Origin of the sequence: Pseudomonas sp. BAY1663, from assembly GCF_000582595.1 — a bacterium.
GTDB classification, from domain to species: domain Bacteria; phylum Pseudomonadota; class Gammaproteobacteria; order Pseudomonadales; family Pseudomonadaceae; genus Stutzerimonas; species Stutzerimonas stutzeri_AF.
This window is the reverse complement of the sequence record NZ_AZSV01000010.1, coordinates 1-19,352: the sequence shown is the minus strand read 5'-3', so window position 1 is coordinate 19,352 and position 19,352 is coordinate 1. Positions and strand designations below refer to the sequence as shown.

Sequence of the window (19,352 nt, the reverse complement as noted above, 5' to 3'; positions counted from 1 at the left end):
GGCAACGCCTCAGGGGCGCTCGTTGCGTGCCTTGAGCAGGTCGCGGATCTCGGTCAGCAGGAGTTCTTCCTTGGTCGGCGCCGGCGGCGCGGACGGAGCCTCGGCCTCCTTGCGCTTGAGGTGGTTGAGTGCCTTGATCGCGATGAAGATGGCAAAGGCGATGATCAGGAAGTCCACCACGGTCTGGATGAAGGCCCCGTAGCGCAGCAGCACCGCCGGCGCATCCCCCACGGCCTCCTTGAGCACGATGGCCAGATCGGAGAAATCCACCCCGCCGATCAACAGGCCTAACGGCGGCATGACCACCCCGTCGACGAACGACGAGACGATCTTGCCGAACGCCGCGCCGATGATGATACCCACGGCCATGTCGACCACATTGCCCCTGACGGCAAACGCCTTGAATTCGCTGATCAGACTCATATCGAAAAATCCTGTATCGCTGATGGGCTTGCCTCTGCGCGGTCACCACCCAGGTGGCGCGGGCCGTTCTAGAGCATAGGCGGCCTTCGGAGCGCAGGCCAGAGGAGCCTCGCTCGTCGGCGAAATCGCGCGGATGACGTTCGCTTGATCGCCGTCAACCGGATAACGCGGGCGCCAGACTAAGGTATGGCTTTCCCGATAACCCCCGGAGCAGCCTCCATGCATGTCGAACACCATCCATTGATCAACGATTTCCCTGAAAAGCGCGAGCAACTGCAGAAACTGCGCCAGGAAGATCCGGCCTTCGCACGCAAGGCTGAAGAGTATGAAGCCCTGGACAAGCGCATCTGCCGCGTGGAAGACGGCGTCGAGACTCTGGATGACGCGGCACTGAACGCGCTCAAGCAGGAGCGCGTGAACATGAAGGACGACATCGCCCGCGACCTCAAGCGCGCCTCGGGCAGCTGCTGCGGCGGTTGCTGCGGCTGAGAGGTAGACACTCCCGCGAAGCCCGCCGCCATGGCGGGCTTTTTCGTTGCTCCGTGGCCTTGGCCCTGGAGAACGTAGGTTGGGTTGAGGAGCGAAGCGACGAAGCCCAACATGTTCGTGCCCCCCTGTTGGGCTTCGCTGCGCTCAGCGCCAACCTACCCGCATGTGCCCGTTCGGCAGCGGGGGCGCCTAGCCTTGCCCGCGAATGGCATAGGCAGCGTGGTGATCTAGAACACCCCACCGAACCTGAACCCCGCCCCGACCCAGACGAACGCCACCGCCGTCAAGGTGATCAGCACGATATGCAGCCCCAGCTGCGGCAGCCGCCGGGCATCGAGCCTGGGGATCAATGACAGCCGCGCATGCACCCCGAGCAGGGCGGTGAAGCCCAGCAGCGCCAGCTTGGCCTGCACCAGATGGGCGATGGGTGAATCGCCGAACCACTGCGCATGGGGCAGCCACAAGCTCGCCATCCACAGACCGGTGACGATCTGCAGCAGCAGCGCCGGGATACCGATGCGCTCGTAGATCTGCTCGAAACCGCGTACCGGCTGCGGATCGCGCCGGCGTAGCGCGCCGGGCAGGACACCCAGCAGCAGCACCAGATGACCACCGACCCAGACACAGGCGCCCAGCAGATGAAGAAACAGCAGATAGCGCATGGCTCTCGCTCCCGTCCCATTTGTTCACAGTCTGACGACTCGTACGCCACTTGTGGCTGATGGCAATCAAGTCAGCCGTTATCATGCGACTCCATTCCCCCGACCCGGAGTTTCCCATGGCCAAGGCCAAGCGCATGTATGGCTGCACCGAATGCGGCTCGACCTTTCCCAAGTGGGCCGGCCAGTGCGGCGACTGCGGTGCCTGGAATACCCTGGTGGAAACCCTCGTCGACAGCGCCGCACCGTCCTCGGGGCGCGCCGGCTGGGCCGGCGACCAGGCCAATATCAAGACCCTCGCCGAAGTCAGCGTCGAGGAGGTGCCGCGTTTCTCCACCGCCTCCGGCGAGCTGGACCGCGTGCTCGGTGGCGGCCTGGTCGATGGCTCGGTGGTGCTGATCGGCGGCGACCCGGGCATCGGCAAGTCCACCATCCTGCTGCAGACGCTGTGCGCCATCGCCCAGCGCTTCCCGGCGCTGTACGTCACCGGCGAGGAATCGCAGCAGCAGGTGGCCATGCGCGCGCGGCGGCTGGACCTGCCGCAGGACCGGCTCAAGGTGATGACCGAGACCTGCATCGAATCGATCATCGCCACCGCGCGCCTGGAAAAGCCCAAGGTGATGGTGATCGACTCGATCCAGACCATCTTCACCGAGCAACTGCAGTCCGCCCCCGGCGGCGTCGCCCAGGTACGCGAGAGCGCCGCGCTGCTGGTGCGCTACGCCAAGCAGAGCGGCACGGCGATCTTCCTGGTCGGCCACGTCACCAAGGAAGGCGCGCTGGCCGGTCCACGGGTGCTCGAACACATGGTCGACACCGTGCTGTATTTCGAGGGTGAATCCGACGGCCGCCTGCGGCTGCTGCGCGCGGTGAAGAACCGCTTCGGCGCGATCAACGAGCTGGGCGTGTTCGGCATGACCGACAAGGGCCTGAAGGAAGTCACCAACCCCTCGGCGATCTTCCTCACCCGCGCCCAGGAAGCGGTGCCCGGCAGCGTGGTCATGGCCACCTGGGAAGGCACCCGGCCGATGCTGGTGGAAGTGCAGGCGCTGGTCGACACCAGCCACCTGGCCAACCCGCGCCGCGTCACCCTCGGCCTCGACCAGAACCGCCTGGCCATGCTGCTGGCCGTGCTGCACCGCCACGGCAGCATCCCCACCTACGACCAGGACGTGTTCATCAACGTGGTGGGCGGCGTGAAGGTGCTGGAGACGGCGGCGGACCTGGCGCTGATGGCGGCGGTGATTTCCAGCCTGCGCAATCGGCCGCTGGATACCGACCTGCTGGTGTTCGGCGAGGTCGGCCTGTCCGGCGAAATCCGCCCGGTGCCGAGCGGCCAGGAACGCCTGAAGGAAGCCGCCAAGCACGGTTTCAAGCGTGCCATCGTGCCCCGGGGCAACGCGCCGAAGGAAGCGCCGGCCGGTCTGCAGATCATTGCCGTGACGCGCCTGGAACAGGCACTGGACGCGTTGTTCGAATAAGGTCGCCTCATTGGCGTGCGCAACGCTTGGTGCGGGGCGCGATCCAGGGTTCGGTCGCTTTGAGGGAGATGCCGTCCCGGGGCGATGCCTTTGCGCTTCTGGCAGGCCTTCGGCCTGCATCGCCGCGAGGGCGCGCCTCCCACTGGGTTCGGCGTGGGGCTCGCAGCTTTTGTGGGAGGCCCGACCTCGGGGCGATGCTTTTTAGAGTGGGTTCAGCTGCCGCCCAACGCCGCCAGCTCGCGGTCCAGCAGCTGTTCATCGCCCAGATTGAGTTCGACCAGGCGCCGCAGATGGGCGATCGAGTCGAGGTCGATGTGCCGGCAGACGAAACCGATCAGTTCGCCCGCCTCGTGGGTCATCGTCACCTGCATGCACACCTCGGCGTCGTCGGCCAGGCGCACCCGCGCTTCGAACGGTCGCCTCGCATCGGCATCCCACTGCGCGGGCCGGCGGACCAGCAGCCCCTTGAGCGACAGGTCGTGCAGTTCGACCGGCCAGCGGCGTTCGCCCTGGACCAGCTCGGTGGCGGCGTCGAATTCGATGCGCTGGAAGCGTCGGCGCTCGCTGGGGGTATTGCTCATCGGGAATCACTCCGCAGGGTCTAGGTTCACTATAGACAACGGTGTCAGGTCGCCCGCGGTCACAACCAGCGGCGCACGCGCCGGCAATAGTCGCGATAGTCGTCGCCGAACAGCCGGGTGAGTAGACGCTCTTCGTGCACGATCACGCCACGCTGCATGGCATAGATCACGGCGGGCAGCAGCAGCCACGGCCAGGGACTGCCCCATAGCAGCGCGATGCCGCAGTAGATCAGGCTGTCGGCCAGGTAGATCGGATTGCGCGAGAAGCGGAATGGGCCCTCCTCCAGCAGCCTGGCCGGCTCGCCGTAAGGGTTGACCGTGGTCTTGCGCCAGAGCATCAGCAACCCGGCCCAGAGCATCAGCAGCACCCCGGCATCGATCAGCCCCCAACCGAAGTAGTGCGTCCAGAGATTGCGCGGCAGCGCAATCGGCAGCAGCGCATCGAGCGCCCAGGCCGCGGCGAGGAACAGCAGATAGATGACCGGTGGCGGCAGGATCACGCCAGTGGCGCGCTTGAACATGAAAGGACTCCGAACGGGCGGGTTATCGGAGTCTACCGCGTACCGCCATCGATGCGACGACCACGATCAAGGTGGCGGGAGCAGATAGCAGAAAGCCCGCTTGCGCGGGCTTTCCGTTTGCAACGTCCGGACGCTTAGTTGCCGTACACCGGGAACTTGGCGCAGACGGCCTGGACCTTGGCGCGCACCGCGTCGATCACCGACTCGTCGCCCATCTTGTCGAGGATGTCGCAGATCCAGCCGGCCAGTTCGCGGCACTCGGCTTCCTGGAAGCCGCGGGTGGTGACCGCCGGGGTGCCGATACGCAGGCCGGAGGTGACGAACGGCGAGCGCGGGTCGTTCGGCACGCTGTTCTTGTTGACGGTGATGAAGGCGCGGCCGAGGGCGGCGTCCGCGTCCTTGCCGGTGATGTCCTGCTTGATCAGGCTGAGCAGAAACAGGTGGTTCTGCGTGCCGCCGGAGACCACGTCGAAGCCGCGCTGGATGAACACCTCGGCCATGGCCTGGGCGTTCTTCACCACCTGCTGCTGGTAGGCCTTGAACTCGGGCTGCAGGGCTTCCTTGAAGCACACCGCCTTGGCCGCGATGACGTGTTCCAGCGGGCCGCCCTGGGCGCCGGGGAAGACCGCGGAGTTGAGCTTCTTCTCGATCTCCTCGTTCTTCTTGGCCAGGATCAGGCCGCCGCGCGGGCCGCGCAGGGTCTTGTGGGTGGTGGTGGTGACCACGTCGGCGAAGGGTACCGGGTTCGGATACACGCCCGCGGCAACCAGACCGGCCACGTGCGCCATGTCGACGAACAGGTAGGCACCAACCTTGTCGGCGATGGCGCGGAAGCGGGCGAAGTCCAGCTTCTGCGAGTAGGCGGAGAAACCGGCGACGATCATCTTCGGCTTGTGCTCGACGGCCAGGCGCTCGACTTCGTCGTAGTCGATCAGGCCTTGGTCGTTGATGCCGTACTGCACGGCGTTGTACAGCTTGCCGGAGGAAGACACGCTGGCACCGTGGGTCAGGTGGCCGCCGTGGGCCAGGCTCATGCCGAGGATGGTGTCACCGGCGTTGAGCAGCGCCAGGTAGACGGCGCTGTTGGCCTGCGAGCCGGCATGCGGCTGGACGTTGGCGTAGTCGGCGCCGAACAGCTCCTTGGCGCGGTCGATGGCCAGCTGCTCGACCACGTCGACGTGCTCGCAGCCACCGTAGTAGCGCTTGCCCGGGTAGCCTTCGGCGTACTTGTTGGTCAGCACGCTGCCCTGGGCTTCCATCACCGCCGGGCTGGTGTAGTTCTCCGAGGCGATCAGCTCGATGTGGTCTTCCTGACGCTTGGCTTCCTGCTGCATGGCAGCGAAGAGTTCGGCGTCGAAGCGTTCGATGGTCAAGTCACGGCTGAACATGGCAGTCCTCTGAGATCAGCTGGCGGTATAAAAGAGAGGCGCGGATTCTACCTCATCCGCCCGCCTGCGGGTATGAGCGATGGTCATGCACAAGATGAACAGCCGCTCGCCTGCGCATCCCGGCACCGGGCGCCGCCGCGGTTTGCCCTGGCCGGAGCATTCGGGTAGCTTTGCGCCCTTTACATGCCGCCCGCTTTTCCCGGCTTTGCCGCCCAGGGCCAGGCATTTTCCACCACTGTCACGGGCATTCGTTTCCATGGCTCAATACGTCTACACCATGCATCGGCTGAGCAAGGTCGTTCCGCCGAAACGCGAGATTCTCAAGAACATCTCCCTGTCGTTCTTCCCCGGCGCCAAGATCGGCGTGCTCGGCCTGAACGGCGCGGGCAAGTCCACCCTGCTGCGCATCATGGCCGGTGTCGACACCGAGTTCGACGGCGAGGCCCGCGCCATGCCGGGCATCAATGTCGGCTACCTGCCGCAGGAGCCGCAGCTCGATCCCGAGAAGAGCGTGCGCGAAGTGGTCGAGGAAGCGGTCGGCGCCATCAAGGAAGCCCAGGAGCGCCTGGACGCGGTCTACGCCGCCTATGCCGAGCCGGATGCCGACTTCGACGCCCTGGCCGCCGAGCAGGCGCGCCTGGAAGCCATCCTGCAGGCCGCCGACGGGCACAATCTGGAGCGCCAGCTGGAAGTCGCCGCCGACGCCCTGCGCCTACCGGCCTGGGAGGCCAAGGTCGGCCACCTGTCCGGTGGCGAGAAGCGTCGCGTCGCACTGTGCCGCCTGCTGCTGTCGGCCCCCGACATGCTGCTGCTGGACGAACCGACCAACCACCTGGACGCCGACTCGGTAGCCTGGCTGGAGCACTTCCTCCACGACTTCCCCGGCACCGTGGTAGCGATCACCCACGACCGCTACTTCCTCGACAACGTCGCCGGCTGGATTCTCGAACTCGACCGCGGCCAGGGCATCCCCTTCGAGGGCAACTACTCGCAGTGGCTGGAGGCCAAGGCCGCGCGCCTGGAGCAGGAAGCCAAGCAGGAATCGGCGCACAAGAAGGCCATGAAGGCCGAGCTGGAGTGGGTGCGCCAGGGCGCCAAGGCGCGCCAGTCCAAGTCCAAGGCCCGCCTGGCGCGCTTCGAGGAGATGCAGTCGCAGGAATTCCAGAAGCGCAGCGAGACCAACGAGATCTACATCCCGGCCGGCCAGCGCCTGGGCGACAAGGTCATCGAACTGAAGAACGTGCGCAAGGGCTACGGCGACCGCGTGCTGATCGACGACCTGTCCTTCAGCGTGCCCAAGGGCGCCATCGTCGGCGTGATCGGCGGCAACGGCGCGGGCAAGTCGACCCTGTTCCGCATGCTGATGGGCAAGGAGCAGCCGGATGCCGGCAGCATCGAGATCGGCGAAACCGTGCAACTGGCCTGCGTCGACCAGAGCCGCGACGACCTGGAAGGCAACAAGACCGTCTGGGAAATGGTCTCCGACGGGCTCGACCAGATCCGCATCGGCAACTACGAGGTGCCGTCGCGCAGCTACGTCGGCCGCTTCAACTTCAAGGGCGCCGACCAGCAGAAGTTCGTCAAGGACCTCTCCGGCGGTGAGCGCGGCCGCCTGCACCTGGCGCTGACCCTCAAGCAGGGCGCCAACGTGCTGCTGCTCGACGAACCGTCCAACGACCTCGACGTCGAGACCCTGCGTTCGCTGGAAGAGGCGCTGCTGGACTTCCCCGGCTCGGCCATCGTGATCTCCCACGACCGCTGGTTCCTCGACCGCGTCGCCACCCACATCCTCTCCTACGAGGACGACGGCGGCGTGGTGTTCTTCGAGGGCAACTACAGCGAGTATGAAGCCGATCGCAAGAAGCGCCTCGGCGATGCGGCCGCCCAGCCGCACCGGGTCAAGTACAAGAAGCTGGCCCAGTAACCGCAGTACACGACGGAGCCGAAAGGCTCCGTCTTCGTTTGCTGGAACCTTTTGTCGCTGGTGGCATAGCGCCTTATGCCGGATAATCGCCGCCCCCGATAACACCACCGGTATCTCGCGCCGGACCGGCGACGATGAACAGAGAGCGGAACTCGACATGGCTGCATTAGGATTGCGCGGCAAATCCTTGCTGGCACTGCTGCTGACCAGCCTGCTGGCGTTCGCGCTGGCCTGGGCGATCGGTCGGGAAATCCTCCAGGACATACAGGATCGCTACGGCGAAGCCTTTGCGCAGAACCTCGTGCAGCTCAACCGCGAGCGCCTGTCCGCGCCGGTCAGCCGCGAGCTGGCGCTGACCCAGCGCCTGGCCGAATCGCAGATCACCCGCGCCTGGCTGAGCGACGAGAGCGATCCGAAAAAACGTGCGGCGTTCTTCCAGGAAGCCGCCGGCTATCAACGCGTCTTCGATGGCCGCCTCTACTTCGTCGCCGCGGCGCAGAGCAACGGTTACTACTCCAACCGTCGCGGCGAGGCCTACAGCGACGCACCGCGCTATCGACTCGATCCCCAGGCGGCCCGTGACCAGTGGTTCTTCCAGACCCTGGCCACCGACGCGCCCTACCATCTCAACATCGACCGCGCCGTGCTCACCCACGACCTCAAGCTGTGGATCAACATGCTGGTACGCGACGCGGACCAGCGAGCGCTGGGCATCGTCGGCACCGGCATCAACCTCAATGCCTTCCTCGAGCAGTTCATCGGCACCGACAAGGTCGGCGTCGAATCCATGGTGCTCGACGTCTATGGCTCGATCCTGGTGCATCCGAACCAGAACCTGATCACGCTCAACGCCGACTCGCCCCAGGGCCGCTCGCTGGCCACCAACATCCTCGGCCTGCTCGACGACATCGACGCCGCCACCACGCTGCGCCAGACCCTGGCGGCCAGCCGTGACGACCCGTCGAGCGTCTACACCCTCAAGCTCAGGCTGGACGGCGAACCCCGCCTGCTGGCCCTGGCCTGGATTCCCGAACTGCAGTGGTTCGTCGCCAGCACGGTCGACCTGAACACCGCGCAGGTCCTCGAACTCAAGCCACTGCTTCCGGCGCTGGGCCTGTTCCTGGTGCTGTTCCTGACCTTGATCGCGACAGGTGCCTGGCTGGTGGAAAAGCGCCTGCTGAAGCCGCTGCGCCACCTGCGCAAGAGCGCCCAGGCGATGGCCGCCGGGCAGTACGACGCGCCGCTGCCGCTCAACCGCGACGACGAGATCGGCGAACTCAGCGCCGCCTTCGGCGCCATGGCACAGAAGGTGCGCAACCATACCAGCGAACTGGAAAGCCACGTGCGCGAGCGCACCCGTGAACTGGAACAGGCCAACCGCGAGATGGCTGCCGCGCACAAGAAGATCGACGACTCCATCGACTACGCCAGCCTGATCCAGCGGGCGATCCTGCCGCATCGGCAACTGGTCAGCGCCATGGGCGAGCGCCACGCCGTGCTCTGGCGCCCACGCGACGTGGTCGGCGGCGACTTCTACATCTACCGCGCCGGCGAGCGCGGCTGCCTGTTCGGCGTGGTGGATTGCGCCGGCCACGGCGTGCCCGGCGCCCTGATGACGATGCTCGCGCACGCCGCCCTCGACCAGGCCATCGCCGATGCCGGCCTGAGCGACCCGGCCGGCATCCTCGCCCGCAGCGATCGCTTCGTGCGCAGCACGCTGTGCGACGAAACCGCGCAGCTGGCGACCAACATGGACGTCGGCCTGGCCTACGTGGACTTCGAACACCGCGAAGTGACCTTCGCCGGCGCCAAGATCGCGCTGTACTACTGCGACGGCGAAACGGTCGAGGAACTGCCCGCCGCACGTCGCGCCATCGGCGACAAGCGCATCGGCGAATACCACAATGCCAGGCTGCAGCTGCGCCCCGGCCGCACCTTCTACCTGACCACCGACGGCTTCCTCGACCAGGCCGGCGGAGAATTGGGTTTCGGCTTCGGCAACAGCCGCTTTGCGATATGATCAGACGCCATGCGCGCCTGCCGCTGGCCGAGCAGGGCGAAGCCTTCAGCGAAGCCTGGCGCAGTACCAGGGCGGCTACCCCCAGCGCGACGATATTACGATGCTATGTTTCCGCTTCGACTGAACAGGGTCCACCCCGGAGTTGCCCATGGAATCACTTGACCTGTTTGCCATGCGCGAGCGCTACAACCGTCAGCAGATCATGCTCTGCTTCAACGGTCCGATCTCGCGCAGTCTGATCGAGGAAATCGGGAATGCCCTGCGCAACTACCTGGCCGCCGAGCATGCCCATCCCTCGTCCGCGATGGACGTGTTCGCCGTTTATATCGAGATGACACAGAACATCCGCCACTACACCCGGCAGAAGAACTGGTCCGATCAGGAGGCCGCCGCGACCGTGGTCGTGGCCCGCGACGAGCGCGGCCGCTACGTGGTTTCCGCCGGCAACCTGATCGAGACCGCCGACGGCGAAACGCTGCTCAGCGCCATCCACGACCTGGCCGACCTGGACAAGACCCAGCTCAAGGCGATGTACAAGGAGCAACTGCGCAAGCCGCGCGACGGGCAGACGGTATCCGGTGCCGGCCTGGGGCTGATCGACATCGCCAGAAAATCCAGCGAGCCGCTGCAGGCCTCCTTGCAGCCCGTCGCCAACGGGCTGTCCTTCATCAGCCTGAGCGCCGTCATCTGACATTCAAGAGCAACGTACATGAACGACTTTACGATTCCCGGCAGCCAGTCATCCCCCACCATCCAGTCCGACTGGGAGCGTGGCGTGCTGTCCATGCAGGGCGATTCCTACCCGGAAAACTCCTACGAGCTGTTTCACCAGGTGTTCGAATGGATCGAGCGCTTCCTCGGCGAGGCCGCACGTCCGCTCAACCTGGAGCTGCGCCTGCTCTACCTCAACACCAGCAGCATCAAGGCGATGATGGACATCTTCGACCTGCTCGAAGCCGCCTACCGCGACGGCAAGAACGTCGCCGTGAACTGGTATTACGACCGGCGTAACGAGCGCGTGGTAGAGCTGGCCGAGGAATTCAAGGAAGACTGCAGCTTTCCCTTTTCCATCCTCAGTCACGACTAGAAGGTCGATATGCGTGGGCCAACTCCGCTCGAGCAACAGGTCATCATCCTTCTCGACGATCCGCAGCACGAGGGCAATCCACTCAGGGAAGCGCTCGACCAGCTGTGGGACGCCCACAATGACCTGATCGGCCGGATCGAGCGGATCGCCCGGGTGTCCGACGGCTACCAGAGCATCGCGCGCGAGCGCGAGCTGAGCCTGTCCGCACGCCTGGACAAGCAGCTGCGCCAGCTGGAGAAGATCGCGCGCATCTCCGACCGCTACCAGATGATGCTGCGCGACCTGAACATCTCGCTGCACGAGGCCTCCACCCTGGACTCGCTGACCGGCATCGCCAATCGCCGCCTGCTCACCGAGCGGCTGCGCGAGGAAAGCGAGCGGGCCAAGCGCTATGGCCGTCCGATGTGCGTGGTGATGCTGGACATCGACCGCTTCAAGCTGATCAACGACGAGTACGGCCATGAGGTCGGCGACCGCGTGCTGATCGAGGTGGTGCGGGTGATGGAAGCCGAGACCCGCGAACAGGACCTGTGCGGGCGCTGGGGCGGCGAGGAGTTCCTGATCCTCATGCCGGAGAGCACCGCCGAGGAGGCCGAGGTGGTCATGCAGCGCCTGCGCGACAGCATCGCCGCCCTGGCCGTGCGGGTGAACAACGACCTGCTGAGCGTGACCGCCAGCATGGGCGTGGCCGAGCTGCGCCCCGACGAAACCTACTCCAGCACCATCAACCGCGCTGACGTCGCCCTGCTGCGGGCCAAGCGCAGCGGGCGCAACCGCTGCGAACGGGCCGATTAGCACCCCTACGAATACGCTCGCCCGGATCACCTCCCGCCTGCCAGCCCGTAGGTTGGGTTGAGCGAAGCGAAGCCCAATGCGCGAAGCCTGGAGCCCGCCGCCGATCCGCGGCATTTTCGCGCAGCCGGTCACGGGCGCGACGCTTGAGCGCCGAGCAGGTGAAGACGCGGCGCCAGCGCCCCGCCGCTACGGGTCTTGCCCCTGCCGCAAACCCCATCACAAGCACGATCACCACACCCCGCTGCGGCGGGCCGAGCGCCCGTGACATGCTCGCGCTTTCCCCGCCCGGTCTCATCCGGGCCGTCCATTCGGCACGGATATGGCGCACTAAAAACGAACATAACGCCATAAATCGCACTTTCATGGTGCAAAACAGGTTTGTTACAGTCGCCCGCCAAACTTATTACTGACTGCCGCAGCGCGGTCGCCGAGGGCCTTTAAATGATCGAAACCGTTGATGCCTTTCTCGCCCAACTGAAACAGCGCGACCCTCATCAGCCCGAATTCCACCAAGCTGTGGAAGAAGTCGTGCGCAGCCTCTGGTCGTTCCTCGCGGCCAACCCGCGCTATATGCAGGCCGGCATTCTCGAACGCATGGTCGAGCCGGAGCGGGCCATCCTGTTCCGGGTGCCTGGGTCGACGATCAGGGCCGGGTCCAGGTCAATCGCGGTTTCCGCATCCAGATGAACAGCGCCATCGGCCCGTACAAGGGCGGCCTGCGCTTCCACCCGTCGGTGAACATCGGCGTACTCAAGTTCCTCGCCTTCGAACAGGTCTTCAAGAACTCCCTCACCTCGCTGCCCATGGGCGGCGGCAAGGGCGGCTCGGACTTCAACCCCAAGGGCAAGAGCGACAACGAGGTGATGCGCTTCTGCCAGTCGTTCATGACCGAGCTGTACCGCCACATCGGTGCCGACCTCGACGTGCCGGCCGGTGACATCGGCGTCGGCGGCCGCGAGATCGGCTTCCTCTTCGGCCAGTACAAGCGCCTGTCCAACCAGTTCACCTCGGTGCTGACCGGCAAGGGCCTGGCCTATGGCGGCAGCCTGATCCGCCCGGAGGCCACCGGCTACGGCTGCGTGTACTTTGCCGAGGAGATGCTCAAGAGCATCCACAACGGCTTCGAAGGCAAGCGCGTCGCCATCTCCGGCTCCGGCAACGTCGCGCAGTACGCCGCGCAGAAGGTCATGGAACTGGGTGGTCGGGTCATCTCGCTGTCCGACTCCAGCGGCACCCTGCATATCCCCGACGGCCTGAGCGAGGAGCAGTGGGACTACCTGATGGAACTGAAGAACGTCCGCCGCGGCCGTCTCGAGGAAATGGCCGGGCACTTCGGCATGAACTACCTGGCCGACCAGCGCCCGTGGGGCCTGTCCTGCGACATCGCCCTGCCCTGCGCCACGCAGAACGAGCTGGACGGCGCAGACGCCCGCACCCTGCTGAACAACGGCTGCATCTGCGTCGCCGAAGGCGCCAACATGCCGTCGACCCTGGAAGCCGTGGACCTGTTCCTCGAGGCCGGCATTCTCTACGCGCCGGGCAAGGCCTCCAACGCCGGCGGCGTGGCCTGTAGCGGCCTGGAGATGAGCCAGAACGCCATGCGCCTGCACTGGACCGCCGGCGAAGTGGACAGCAAACTGCACGGCATCATGCAATCAATCCACCACGCCTGCGTCGCCCACGGCGAGGAGAACGGCCGGGTCAACTACGTCAAGGGCGCCAACATCGCCGGCTTCGTCAAGGTCGCCGACGCCATGCTGGCGCAGGGCGTGGTCTAGGTTAGCCGCAAGCTCCAAGCTGCAAGCCGCAAGAAAGAGCCCCCGCCGGATCGTCCGCTGGGGGCTTTTCGTTTGGAAAAGCCCGTTCGATCCGTAGGGTGGAAAACGCGCGCAGCGCTTTTCCACGCGGGGACTCGCGCGTGGATGGCTGCGGCCATCCATCCTACGGCCCTGAAGCGGCGGCAAGCCTCGAGCTGCACGCTACAAGCGAAAGCCCCGCCGGATCGCCCGGTGGGGCTTTCGCTTTTACTTCACTTGCAGCTTGAAGCTTGCAGCCGCCCTTACCAGTAGTTCTCCACCGCCACCTGCCCCGGCCTGCGGGTCAGGCTGAGGTTGAGATCGCGCGCCTTGAGGATCGCGCGGGTGTCCTCGATCATCTGTGGATTGCCGCAGAGCATGATCCGCGAGTGCTGCGGCTCGAAGCGCAGGTCGGCGGCGCGCTCCAGCTCGCCGTTCTCGATCAGCGTGGTGATGCGCCCGTGCAGCATCCCCGGTACCTGCTCGCGGGTCACCACCGGCAGGTAGGTCAGCTTGTCGCCCAGTCCTTCCAGGTACTCGCGCGCGGGCAGCGCGTGGATCAGTCGCTGGTAGGCCAACTCGCGGGCCTCGCGCACGCTGTAGACCAGTACGATGCGCTCGAAGCGCTGCCAGGCCTCGAAGTCCTGCAGGATCGAGAGGAACGGCGCGAGGCCGGTGCCAGTGGCCAGCAGCCAGAGATCGCGGCCGTCCGGGAAGCGGTCGAGGGTCAGGTAACCGAAGGCCTGCTTGTCCACCAACAGCTCGTCGCCGGCCTGCAGGCGGCTCAGCTCGCTGGTGAATTCGCCGTCCGGCACCACGATGGAGAAGAAATCGAGAAACTCGTCGTGCGGCGCCGAGACCATCGAATAGGCGCGCCAGACGATGCAGCCGCTGGGCTTGCGCACGCCGAGGCGGGCGAACTGCCCGGCGCCGAAGCGGAAGCCGGGGTCGCGGCTGGTACGCAAGGTGAACAGGTTGGGGGTCAGCGTCTGCACCTCGAGCAAGCGCTGGCGGGTGAACTTCTCTTCGCTGGCGGTCATACTTCGCTCCTTCCGAGCCTCTGCCGGGTTTCAGGCACCCCATGCGCGCTGCTGGCCCGGTCCCTGGTCTCTTGATACTCCTTTCCGACGCCGACAAACACCGCCAGTTCTCATGCCTATTCTCGACACCCCATATGCCAGCCTCGATCTGATCCGCCAGCCGGAGCAGGCCAACGAGCCGTTGCAGGCCTTCGACGCCGCCGACGAGTACCTGCTCGCCACGCTGCATGAACAGCGATTGCCGGCTGCCGCGCGGGTGCTGATCCTCAACGACAGCTTCGGCGCGCTGGCCTGCGCGCTCGCCGTGCATGTCGAGGTGATCAGCAGCGGCGACTCGCACCTGGCGCACCTGGCGTTGCAGAAGAACCTGGCGCGCAACGGCCTGGCCGCGGACAGCGTGGCCTTCGTCCCGGCCAGCGAAGTGGCGCAGGGGCCGTTCGACCATGTGCTGATCCGCATTCCCAAGACCCTGGCGCTGCTGGAGGAACAGCTGATCCGCCTGCACGGCCAGCTCGCCCCCGGGGCCCGGGTGATCGCCGCGGCGATGATCAAGCACCTGCCGCGCGCCGCTGGCGACCTGCTGGAGAAGTACGTCGGCCCGGTACAGGCCTCACTGGCGGTGAAGAAGGCGCGCCTGCTGTTCGCCACGCCAACGGAGCGGCCGGCGCCAGTCTCGCCCTACCCGACTCGCTATCGCCTGGACGCACCGCCGCTGGAACTGCTCAACCATGCCAACCTGTTCTGCCGCGAGGGCCTGGACATCGGCACCCGCGCCTTCCTGCCGCACCTGCCCCGTGCGCTCGGCGACCTGCGGGTGGCCGACCTCGGCTGTGGCAACGGCGTGCTCGGCATCGTCTATGCGCTGGGCAATCCGCAGGCGCGGCTGACCCTGGTGGACGAGAGCTACATGGCGGTGCAGTCGGCGCGGGAGAACTGGCAGGCGCTCCTCGGCGAGCGCCCGGCAGACATCCGCGCTGGCGACGGCCTGGCCGAACAGCCGCCGGCCTCGCTGGACCTGGTGCTGTGCAACCCGCCGTTCCACCAGCAGCAGGTGGTCGGCGACTTCCTCGCCTGGCGCATGTTCAGCCAGGCCAGGACGGCCCTGGCCAAGGGCGGCGAACTGTGGATCGTCGGCAACCGCCACCTCGGCTACCACCTCAAGCTCAAGCGCCTGTTCGGCAAGGTCGAGCAGGTCGCGGCGACACCCAAGTTCGTGATCCTGCGGGCGGTCAAGGCCTGAGCCTTTCTTCGCCGTGCAACCGGCTACACCAGCTTGTCCAGGGTGATCGGCAGATCCCGCACCCGCTTGCCGGTCGCGTTGTAGATCGCATTGGCCACCGCCGCCGCGACGCCGACGATGCCGATCTCGCCGACGCCCTTGGAGCCGAGGTCGTTGACCACCTCGTCGTGCTCCGCGACGAAGATCACCTCGATCTCGGGAATGTCCGCGTTCACCGGAAGGTGGTACTCGGCGAGGTTGTGGTTCATGTAGCGGCCCAGCCGGTGATCGATCAGCGTTTCTTCCTGCAGTGCCTGGCCGATGCCCCACACCACGCCGCCAACGATCTGGTTGCCGGCCGTCTTCGGGTTGACGATGCGTCCCGCCGCAATCGCGCTGACCACCCGGCTGACCTTGATCGTGCCGAGGTCCTCGTCGACCCGCACCTCGACGAACACCGCCGAATGGGTCGCGGTCGCCCACTGCTTGCGCTGCTCACCGGGCTCGACGTGCGCCTCGGCCGCCAGCGCGCCGCTGACCTTGACGATCTCGGCAAGATCGACCGCATGCCCAGTCCCCCTCAGGCGCATCCGCCCGCCGGCGAATGCCACCTCGCGCAGGCTGGCGCCGGTGAACGGCGAGGCCGGCGACTGCTGCGCGGCGTCCAGCAGCTTCTGCTGCAGCGCTGCGCAGGCCTGCTGGACCGCGCTGCCCACCGAGGAGACGGTGGCCGAACCACCCTCCAGCGGTGCCTGTGGCAGGCTGGAATCGCCCAGGCGGAACGCCACGACGGCCATCGGCAGGCCCATCGCCGCGGCGGCGATCTGCGTCATGGCGGTGTAGGTGCCGGTGCCGATGTCGGCGGTGGCGCTGGTTACCAGCAGCCGGCCCTCCGAATCGAGGCAGGCACGGGCGCTGGCCGGCATCTGTATCGCCTCCCAGACGCCGGTGGCCATGCCCATGCCGATCAGCTCGTGGCCGGCGCGCAGGCTGCGCGGCTGCTGCGGCCGGCGCGACCAGCCGAAACGCTCGGCACCCTGTTGGTAGCAGGCACGCAGCTCCTTGCTGGAATAGCGCTTGCCCTGGTTGCCGTTGATCTCGCTGTAGTTGCGCAGGCGCAGCTCCAGCGGGTCGATACCCACGGCATGGGCCAACTCGTCCATCGCGCACTCCAGCGCGTAGACGCCGATGGCCGCGCCCGGCGCACGCATGTCCAGCGGGGTATGCACGTCCAGCGGCGCCAGGCGGTAGCCCAGGCGCAGGTTGTCGCAGGCATAAAGCATCCCCGACCACTCCACTTCGTGTTCGGTGAAGTCCTCGAAGCGCGAGGTCTGGCCGATGGCCTGGTGTTCGATGGCCTGCAGCCGCCCTTCGCCATCGGCGGCCAGCTTCAGCTGCTGGATGCTGCGTGGGCGGTAGCCGAAGCTGAACATCTGCTGGCGGGTCAGCTCGACGCGCACCGCGGCCTTGAGCGCGAGCGCGGCCATCACCGCCAGCGGCAACTGGTACTGCGGGCGCAGGCCGGAGCCGAAGGCGCCGCCGACGAAGGGCGACAGCACGCGGACCCGGCCCTGCAGGCCGAACACCCGCTCCAGGTAGCGCTGGCAGTTCTGCACGCCCTGGGTCTTGTCGTGGACCAGCAACTCGCCGCCCGGCAGGTACTGGACGATGGAGGCGTGCGGCTCCATGGGGTTGTGATGCTCGACCGGCGTGCCGTATTCGACCTCGAGCCGGTGCGCCGCCACGGCGAACGCCGCCGCGAAGTCGCCGCGCGGCGGCGGCACCTCGGCCGGCGCCGGATGGGCCTGCTCGCGTACCGCCTGCAGGTCGGTCTGGTGCGGCTCGACCTCGTATTCGATCCGCACCAGGCTCGCCGCGTGCCGCGCCAGCGCCTGCGTCTCGGCGACCACCAGTGCCAGCGGCTGGCCGCTGTAGAGCACGCGGTCGTTGTACAGCGGGCGGAACGGCGAGCCTTCGGCGGCATCGGCGTCTTCGTAGGCTTCGTCGTAACCGGCCAGCGGCGGGCGGTTCAGGTGGCTCAGGACCAGCCGCACGCCAGGCAACGCCTCGGCAGCGACGCTGTCGATCAGGCGCACCCGGCCACGGGCGATGGCGCTGGAGACCACCGCGCCGTAGAGCAGCCCGGGCACCTCGAACTCGGCGGCATAGCGCGCCTGGCCCCGCACCTTGAGCGGACCGTCGACACGCTCCAGTGGCTGCCCCAAGGGCCAATCGACCTGGCTCATCGGATGCTCCCCTCGACGGCTTCGCTCAGCGCCCGCACGATCGCGCGGCGGGCCAGTTCGATCTTGAAGGCATTGTCGGCCAGCGGCTGCGCGCCTTCGAGCAAGCGATCGGCGGCGGCCGCGAAACAGTCCTGGCCGACGCGCTTGCCGTGCAGCAACGCCTCGGCGGCCTCGACCCGCCAGGCTTGTGCGCCACGCCACCGAGGGCGATGCGCGCCTGGCGGATCACTTCGCCGTCCAGCTCCAGCGCGGCGGCCACCGACACCAGCGCGAAAGCGTAGGAGGCACGGTCGCGCAGCTTGAGATAGGCATAGTGGCAAGCGAAGCCCTCGCCCGGCAGCTCCACCGCGACGATCAGCTCGCCCTCGGTGAGGTTGTTGTCTTGCTCGGGCCGCTCGCCGGGCAAGCGGTGGAAATCCGCCATGGCGATCCGCCGCCGGCCGTGCGGGCCCTTGACGTGCACCTGGGCCTCCAGCGCGGCGAGCGCCACGCACATGTCCGACGGGTGCACCGCCACGCAGGCCGTGCTGGCACCGAGAATCGCGTGGATACGGTTGCGCCCTTCGCGCGCCGCGCAGCCGGCCCCAGGCGTGCGCTTGTTGCACGGCGTGGCGGTGTCGTAGAAGTAGTGGCAACGGGTACGCTGCAGCAGGTTGCCGCCGGTGCTGGCCATGTTGCGCAGTTGCGGCGAGGCGCCGGCGAGGATCGCCTTGGCCAGCAACGGGTAGCGCTGTGCGACCTGCGGATGCCAGGCCAGCTCGGCATTGCTCACCAGCGCGCCGATCATCAAGCCATTGCCCGGGGTCTGCTCGATGTCGCGCAGCGGCAGGCCGTTGATGTCGATCAGCCGCCGCGGCCGCAGTACGTCTTCCTTCATCAGGTCGAGCAGGTTGGTGCCGCCGGCGATGTAGCGGCTGTCCGGCCCGGCGAGGGCAATGGCCTGGTCGATGCGCTCGGGGCGCTGGTAGCGGAACGGCGTCATCGGGCATCGTCCTCGCACTGTGCGCGGACCAACGGCAGCGCCTCCTCGATGGCGGCGAGGATGTTCGGATAGGCGCCGCAGCGGCAGAGGTTGCCGCTCATCTGCTCGCGGATTTCGTCGCGGCTGCCGGCGCGCCGCTCCATGGCGAGCCCGAGCGCCGAGCAGATCTGCCCGGGCGTGCAGTAGCCGCACTGGAAGGCATCGTGCCAGACGAAGGCGGCCTGCAGCGGATGCAGCTCGTCGTCCCGGGCCAGCCCCTCGATGGTGGTCAGCTCCGCGTCGTCGTGCATCACCGCCAGGGTCAGGCAGCTGTTGATCCGCCGGCCGTTCAACAGCACCGTGCAGGCGCCGCACTGGCCGTGATCGCAGCCCTTCTTGGTGCCGCTCAGGCCGAGCTGGTCGCGCAGCAGATCGAGCAGGGTGGTCCAGGGATGCACCTCGAGCCGGCGGCGTTCGCCATTCAGCACGAGGGTAAGGGAGCAGGTGCCGATGGCATCCGCCGCGGAAGAATTGTCGCTCATGGCAGCCTCACGGTTGGGCGTTGGGATGCGCTGTCCGTGCGTCTCTGGGTACGACTGGCACGATGTTGAAAACGTTCAGCCATGGTGAGGGATGGAAAGGGCCTGGAGCCTCGGGCAGACCTGCGGCCTGCATCGCCGCGGGGGCGCGCCTCCCACCGGTCCGGCGTGGGCTTGCTGTTC

At 66.8% G+C, this 19,352-nt stretch carries 15 protein-coding genes and 3 pseudogenes; 9 read left to right on the top strand and 9 right to left on the bottom strand.

Annotation, left to right across the window (positions count from 1 at the left end):
- Positions 1–9 precede the first annotated feature (9 nt).
- Positions 10–423: a large-conductance mechanosensitive channel protein MscL gene (gene mscL / locus BAY1663_RS04960; RefSeq protein ID WP_037038341.1), complete on the bottom strand. Its 414-nt coding sequence runs from the start codon at positions 421–423 to the stop codon at positions 10–12.
- 219 nt (positions 424–642) lie between these two features.
- Here mscL and BAY1663_RS04955 point away from each other — a divergent pair, with 219 nt between their 5' ends.
- Positions 643–912: a YdcH family protein gene (locus BAY1663_RS04955; RefSeq protein WP_037038340.1), complete on the top strand. Its 270-nt coding sequence runs from the start codon at positions 643–645 to the stop codon at positions 910–912.
- A gap of 227 nt (positions 913–1,139) precedes the next feature.
- On the opposite strand, the gene BAY1663_RS04950 is transcribed toward BAY1663_RS04955, so the two are convergent.
- Positions 1,140–1,574 carry a CopD family protein gene (locus BAY1663_RS04950; RefSeq protein WP_037038339.1) on the bottom strand — a complete coding sequence of 145 codons (435 nt, stop codon included), beginning with the start codon at positions 1,572–1,574 and terminating at the stop codon, positions 1,140–1,142.
- Between the two features lie 116 nt (positions 1,575–1,690).
- Between BAY1663_RS04950 and radA the strand changes: the two genes are divergently transcribed.
- Positions 1,691–3,052 carry a DNA repair protein RadA gene (radA, locus tag BAY1663_RS04945; protein ID WP_037038338.1) on the top strand — a complete coding sequence of 454 codons (1,362 nt, stop codon included), beginning with the start codon at positions 1,691–1,693 and terminating at the stop codon, positions 3,050–3,052.
- Positions 3,053–3,264: 212 nt separating this feature from the next.
- On the opposite strand, the gene BAY1663_RS04940 is transcribed toward radA, so the two are convergent.
- The 3 genes from BAY1663_RS04940 to glyA all read right to left on the bottom strand — a co-directional run bounded on the left by BAY1663_RS04940 (position 3,265) and on the right by glyA (position 5,542).
- Positions 3,265–3,633 carry a PilZ domain-containing protein gene (locus BAY1663_RS04940; RefSeq protein ID WP_037038337.1) on the bottom strand — a complete coding sequence of 123 codons (369 nt, stop codon included), beginning with the start codon at positions 3,631–3,633 and terminating at the stop codon, positions 3,265–3,267.
- A gap of 59 nt (positions 3,634–3,692) precedes the next feature.
- Positions 3,693–4,154: an isoprenylcysteine carboxylmethyltransferase family protein gene (locus BAY1663_RS04935; RefSeq protein WP_037038336.1), complete on the bottom strand. Its 462-nt coding sequence runs from the start codon at positions 4,152–4,154 to the stop codon at positions 3,693–3,695.
- Positions 4,155–4,288: 134 nt separating this feature from the next.
- A complete protein-coding gene (glyA, locus tag BAY1663_RS04930) occupies positions 4,289–5,542 on the bottom strand; it encodes a serine hydroxymethyltransferase (RefSeq protein ID WP_037038335.1) in 1,254 nt (417 codons plus the stop codon).
- Positions 5,543–5,798: 256 nt separating this feature from the next.
- On the opposite strand from glyA, the gene ettA reads away from it, so the two are divergent.
- The 6 genes and pseudogenes from ettA (at position 5,799) to gdhA (ending at position 13,146) form a co-directional block, all read left to right on the top strand.
- A complete protein-coding gene (gene ettA, locus BAY1663_RS04925; protein ID WP_037038334.1) occupies positions 5,799–7,466 on the top strand; it encodes an energy-dependent translational throttle protein EttA in 1,668 nt (555 codons plus the stop codon).
- A gap of 157 nt (positions 7,467–7,623) precedes the next feature.
- Positions 7,624–9,610: pseudogene (gene siaA, locus BAY1663_RS04920) on the top strand (biofilm regulation protein phosphatase SiaA).
- 24 nt (positions 9,611–9,634) lie between these two features.
- Positions 9,635–10,177 (top strand): biofilm regulation protein kinase SiaB, encoded by a 543-nt coding sequence (gene siaB, locus BAY1663_RS04915; RefSeq protein WP_037038333.1) that lies wholly within the window; start codon positions 9,635–9,637, stop codon positions 10,175–10,177.
- Positions 10,178–10,195: 18 nt separating this feature from the next.
- The gene (gene siaC / locus BAY1663_RS04910) at positions 10,196–10,573 is read left to right on the top strand and encodes a biofilm regulation phosphoprotein SiaC (protein WP_037038332.1); all 378 of its coding nucleotides are present in this window, start codon (positions 10,196–10,198) and stop codon (positions 10,571–10,573) included.
- A gap of 9 nt (positions 10,574–10,582) precedes the next feature.
- Positions 10,583–11,368, top strand: coding sequence for a biofilm regulation diguanylate cyclase SiaD (siaD, locus tag BAY1663_RS04905; RefSeq protein ID WP_037038331.1), 786 nt, complete (start codon positions 10,583–10,585; stop codon positions 11,366–11,368).
- A gap of 441 nt (positions 11,369–11,809) precedes the next feature.
- A pseudogene (gene gdhA / locus BAY1663_RS04900) lies at positions 11,810–13,146 on the top strand (NADP-specific glutamate dehydrogenase).
- A gap of 281 nt (positions 13,147–13,427) precedes the next feature.
- Here gdhA and BAY1663_RS04895 read toward each other — a convergent pair.
- Positions 13,428–14,204, bottom strand: a complete 777-nt coding sequence (locus BAY1663_RS04895; RefSeq protein WP_037038330.1) for a ferredoxin--NADP reductase — start codon at positions 14,202–14,204, stop codon at positions 13,428–13,430.
- Between the two features lie 112 nt (positions 14,205–14,316).
- On the opposite strand from BAY1663_RS04895, the gene BAY1663_RS04890 reads away from it, so the two are divergent.
- Positions 14,317–15,444: a class I SAM-dependent methyltransferase gene (locus BAY1663_RS04890; RefSeq protein ID WP_037038329.1), complete on the top strand. Its 1,128-nt coding sequence runs from the start codon at positions 14,317–14,319 to the stop codon at positions 15,442–15,444.
- A gap of 23 nt (positions 15,445–15,467) precedes the next feature.
- Here BAY1663_RS04890 and BAY1663_RS04885 read toward each other — a convergent pair whose 3' ends face one another.
- From BAY1663_RS04885 to BAY1663_RS04875, 3 genes and pseudogenes are all read right to left on the bottom strand, one after another.
- Entirely contained in the window at positions 15,468–17,669 is a 2,202-nt protein-coding gene (locus BAY1663_RS04885; protein ID WP_037038328.1) for a xanthine dehydrogenase family protein molybdopterin-binding subunit, read from the bottom strand.
- Positions 17,666–18,651 (bottom strand): annotated as a pseudogene (locus BAY1663_RS04880) (xanthine dehydrogenase family protein subunit M). Before BAY1663_RS04880 ends, BAY1663_RS04885 begins: the two are co-directional and overlap by 4 nt.
- Positions 18,648–19,172 (bottom strand): (2Fe-2S)-binding protein, encoded by a 525-nt coding sequence (locus BAY1663_RS04875; protein WP_037038327.1) that lies wholly within the window; start codon positions 19,170–19,172, stop codon positions 18,648–18,650. Before BAY1663_RS04875 ends, BAY1663_RS04880 begins: the two are co-directional and overlap by 4 nt.
- Positions 19,173–19,352 lie beyond the last annotated feature (180 nt).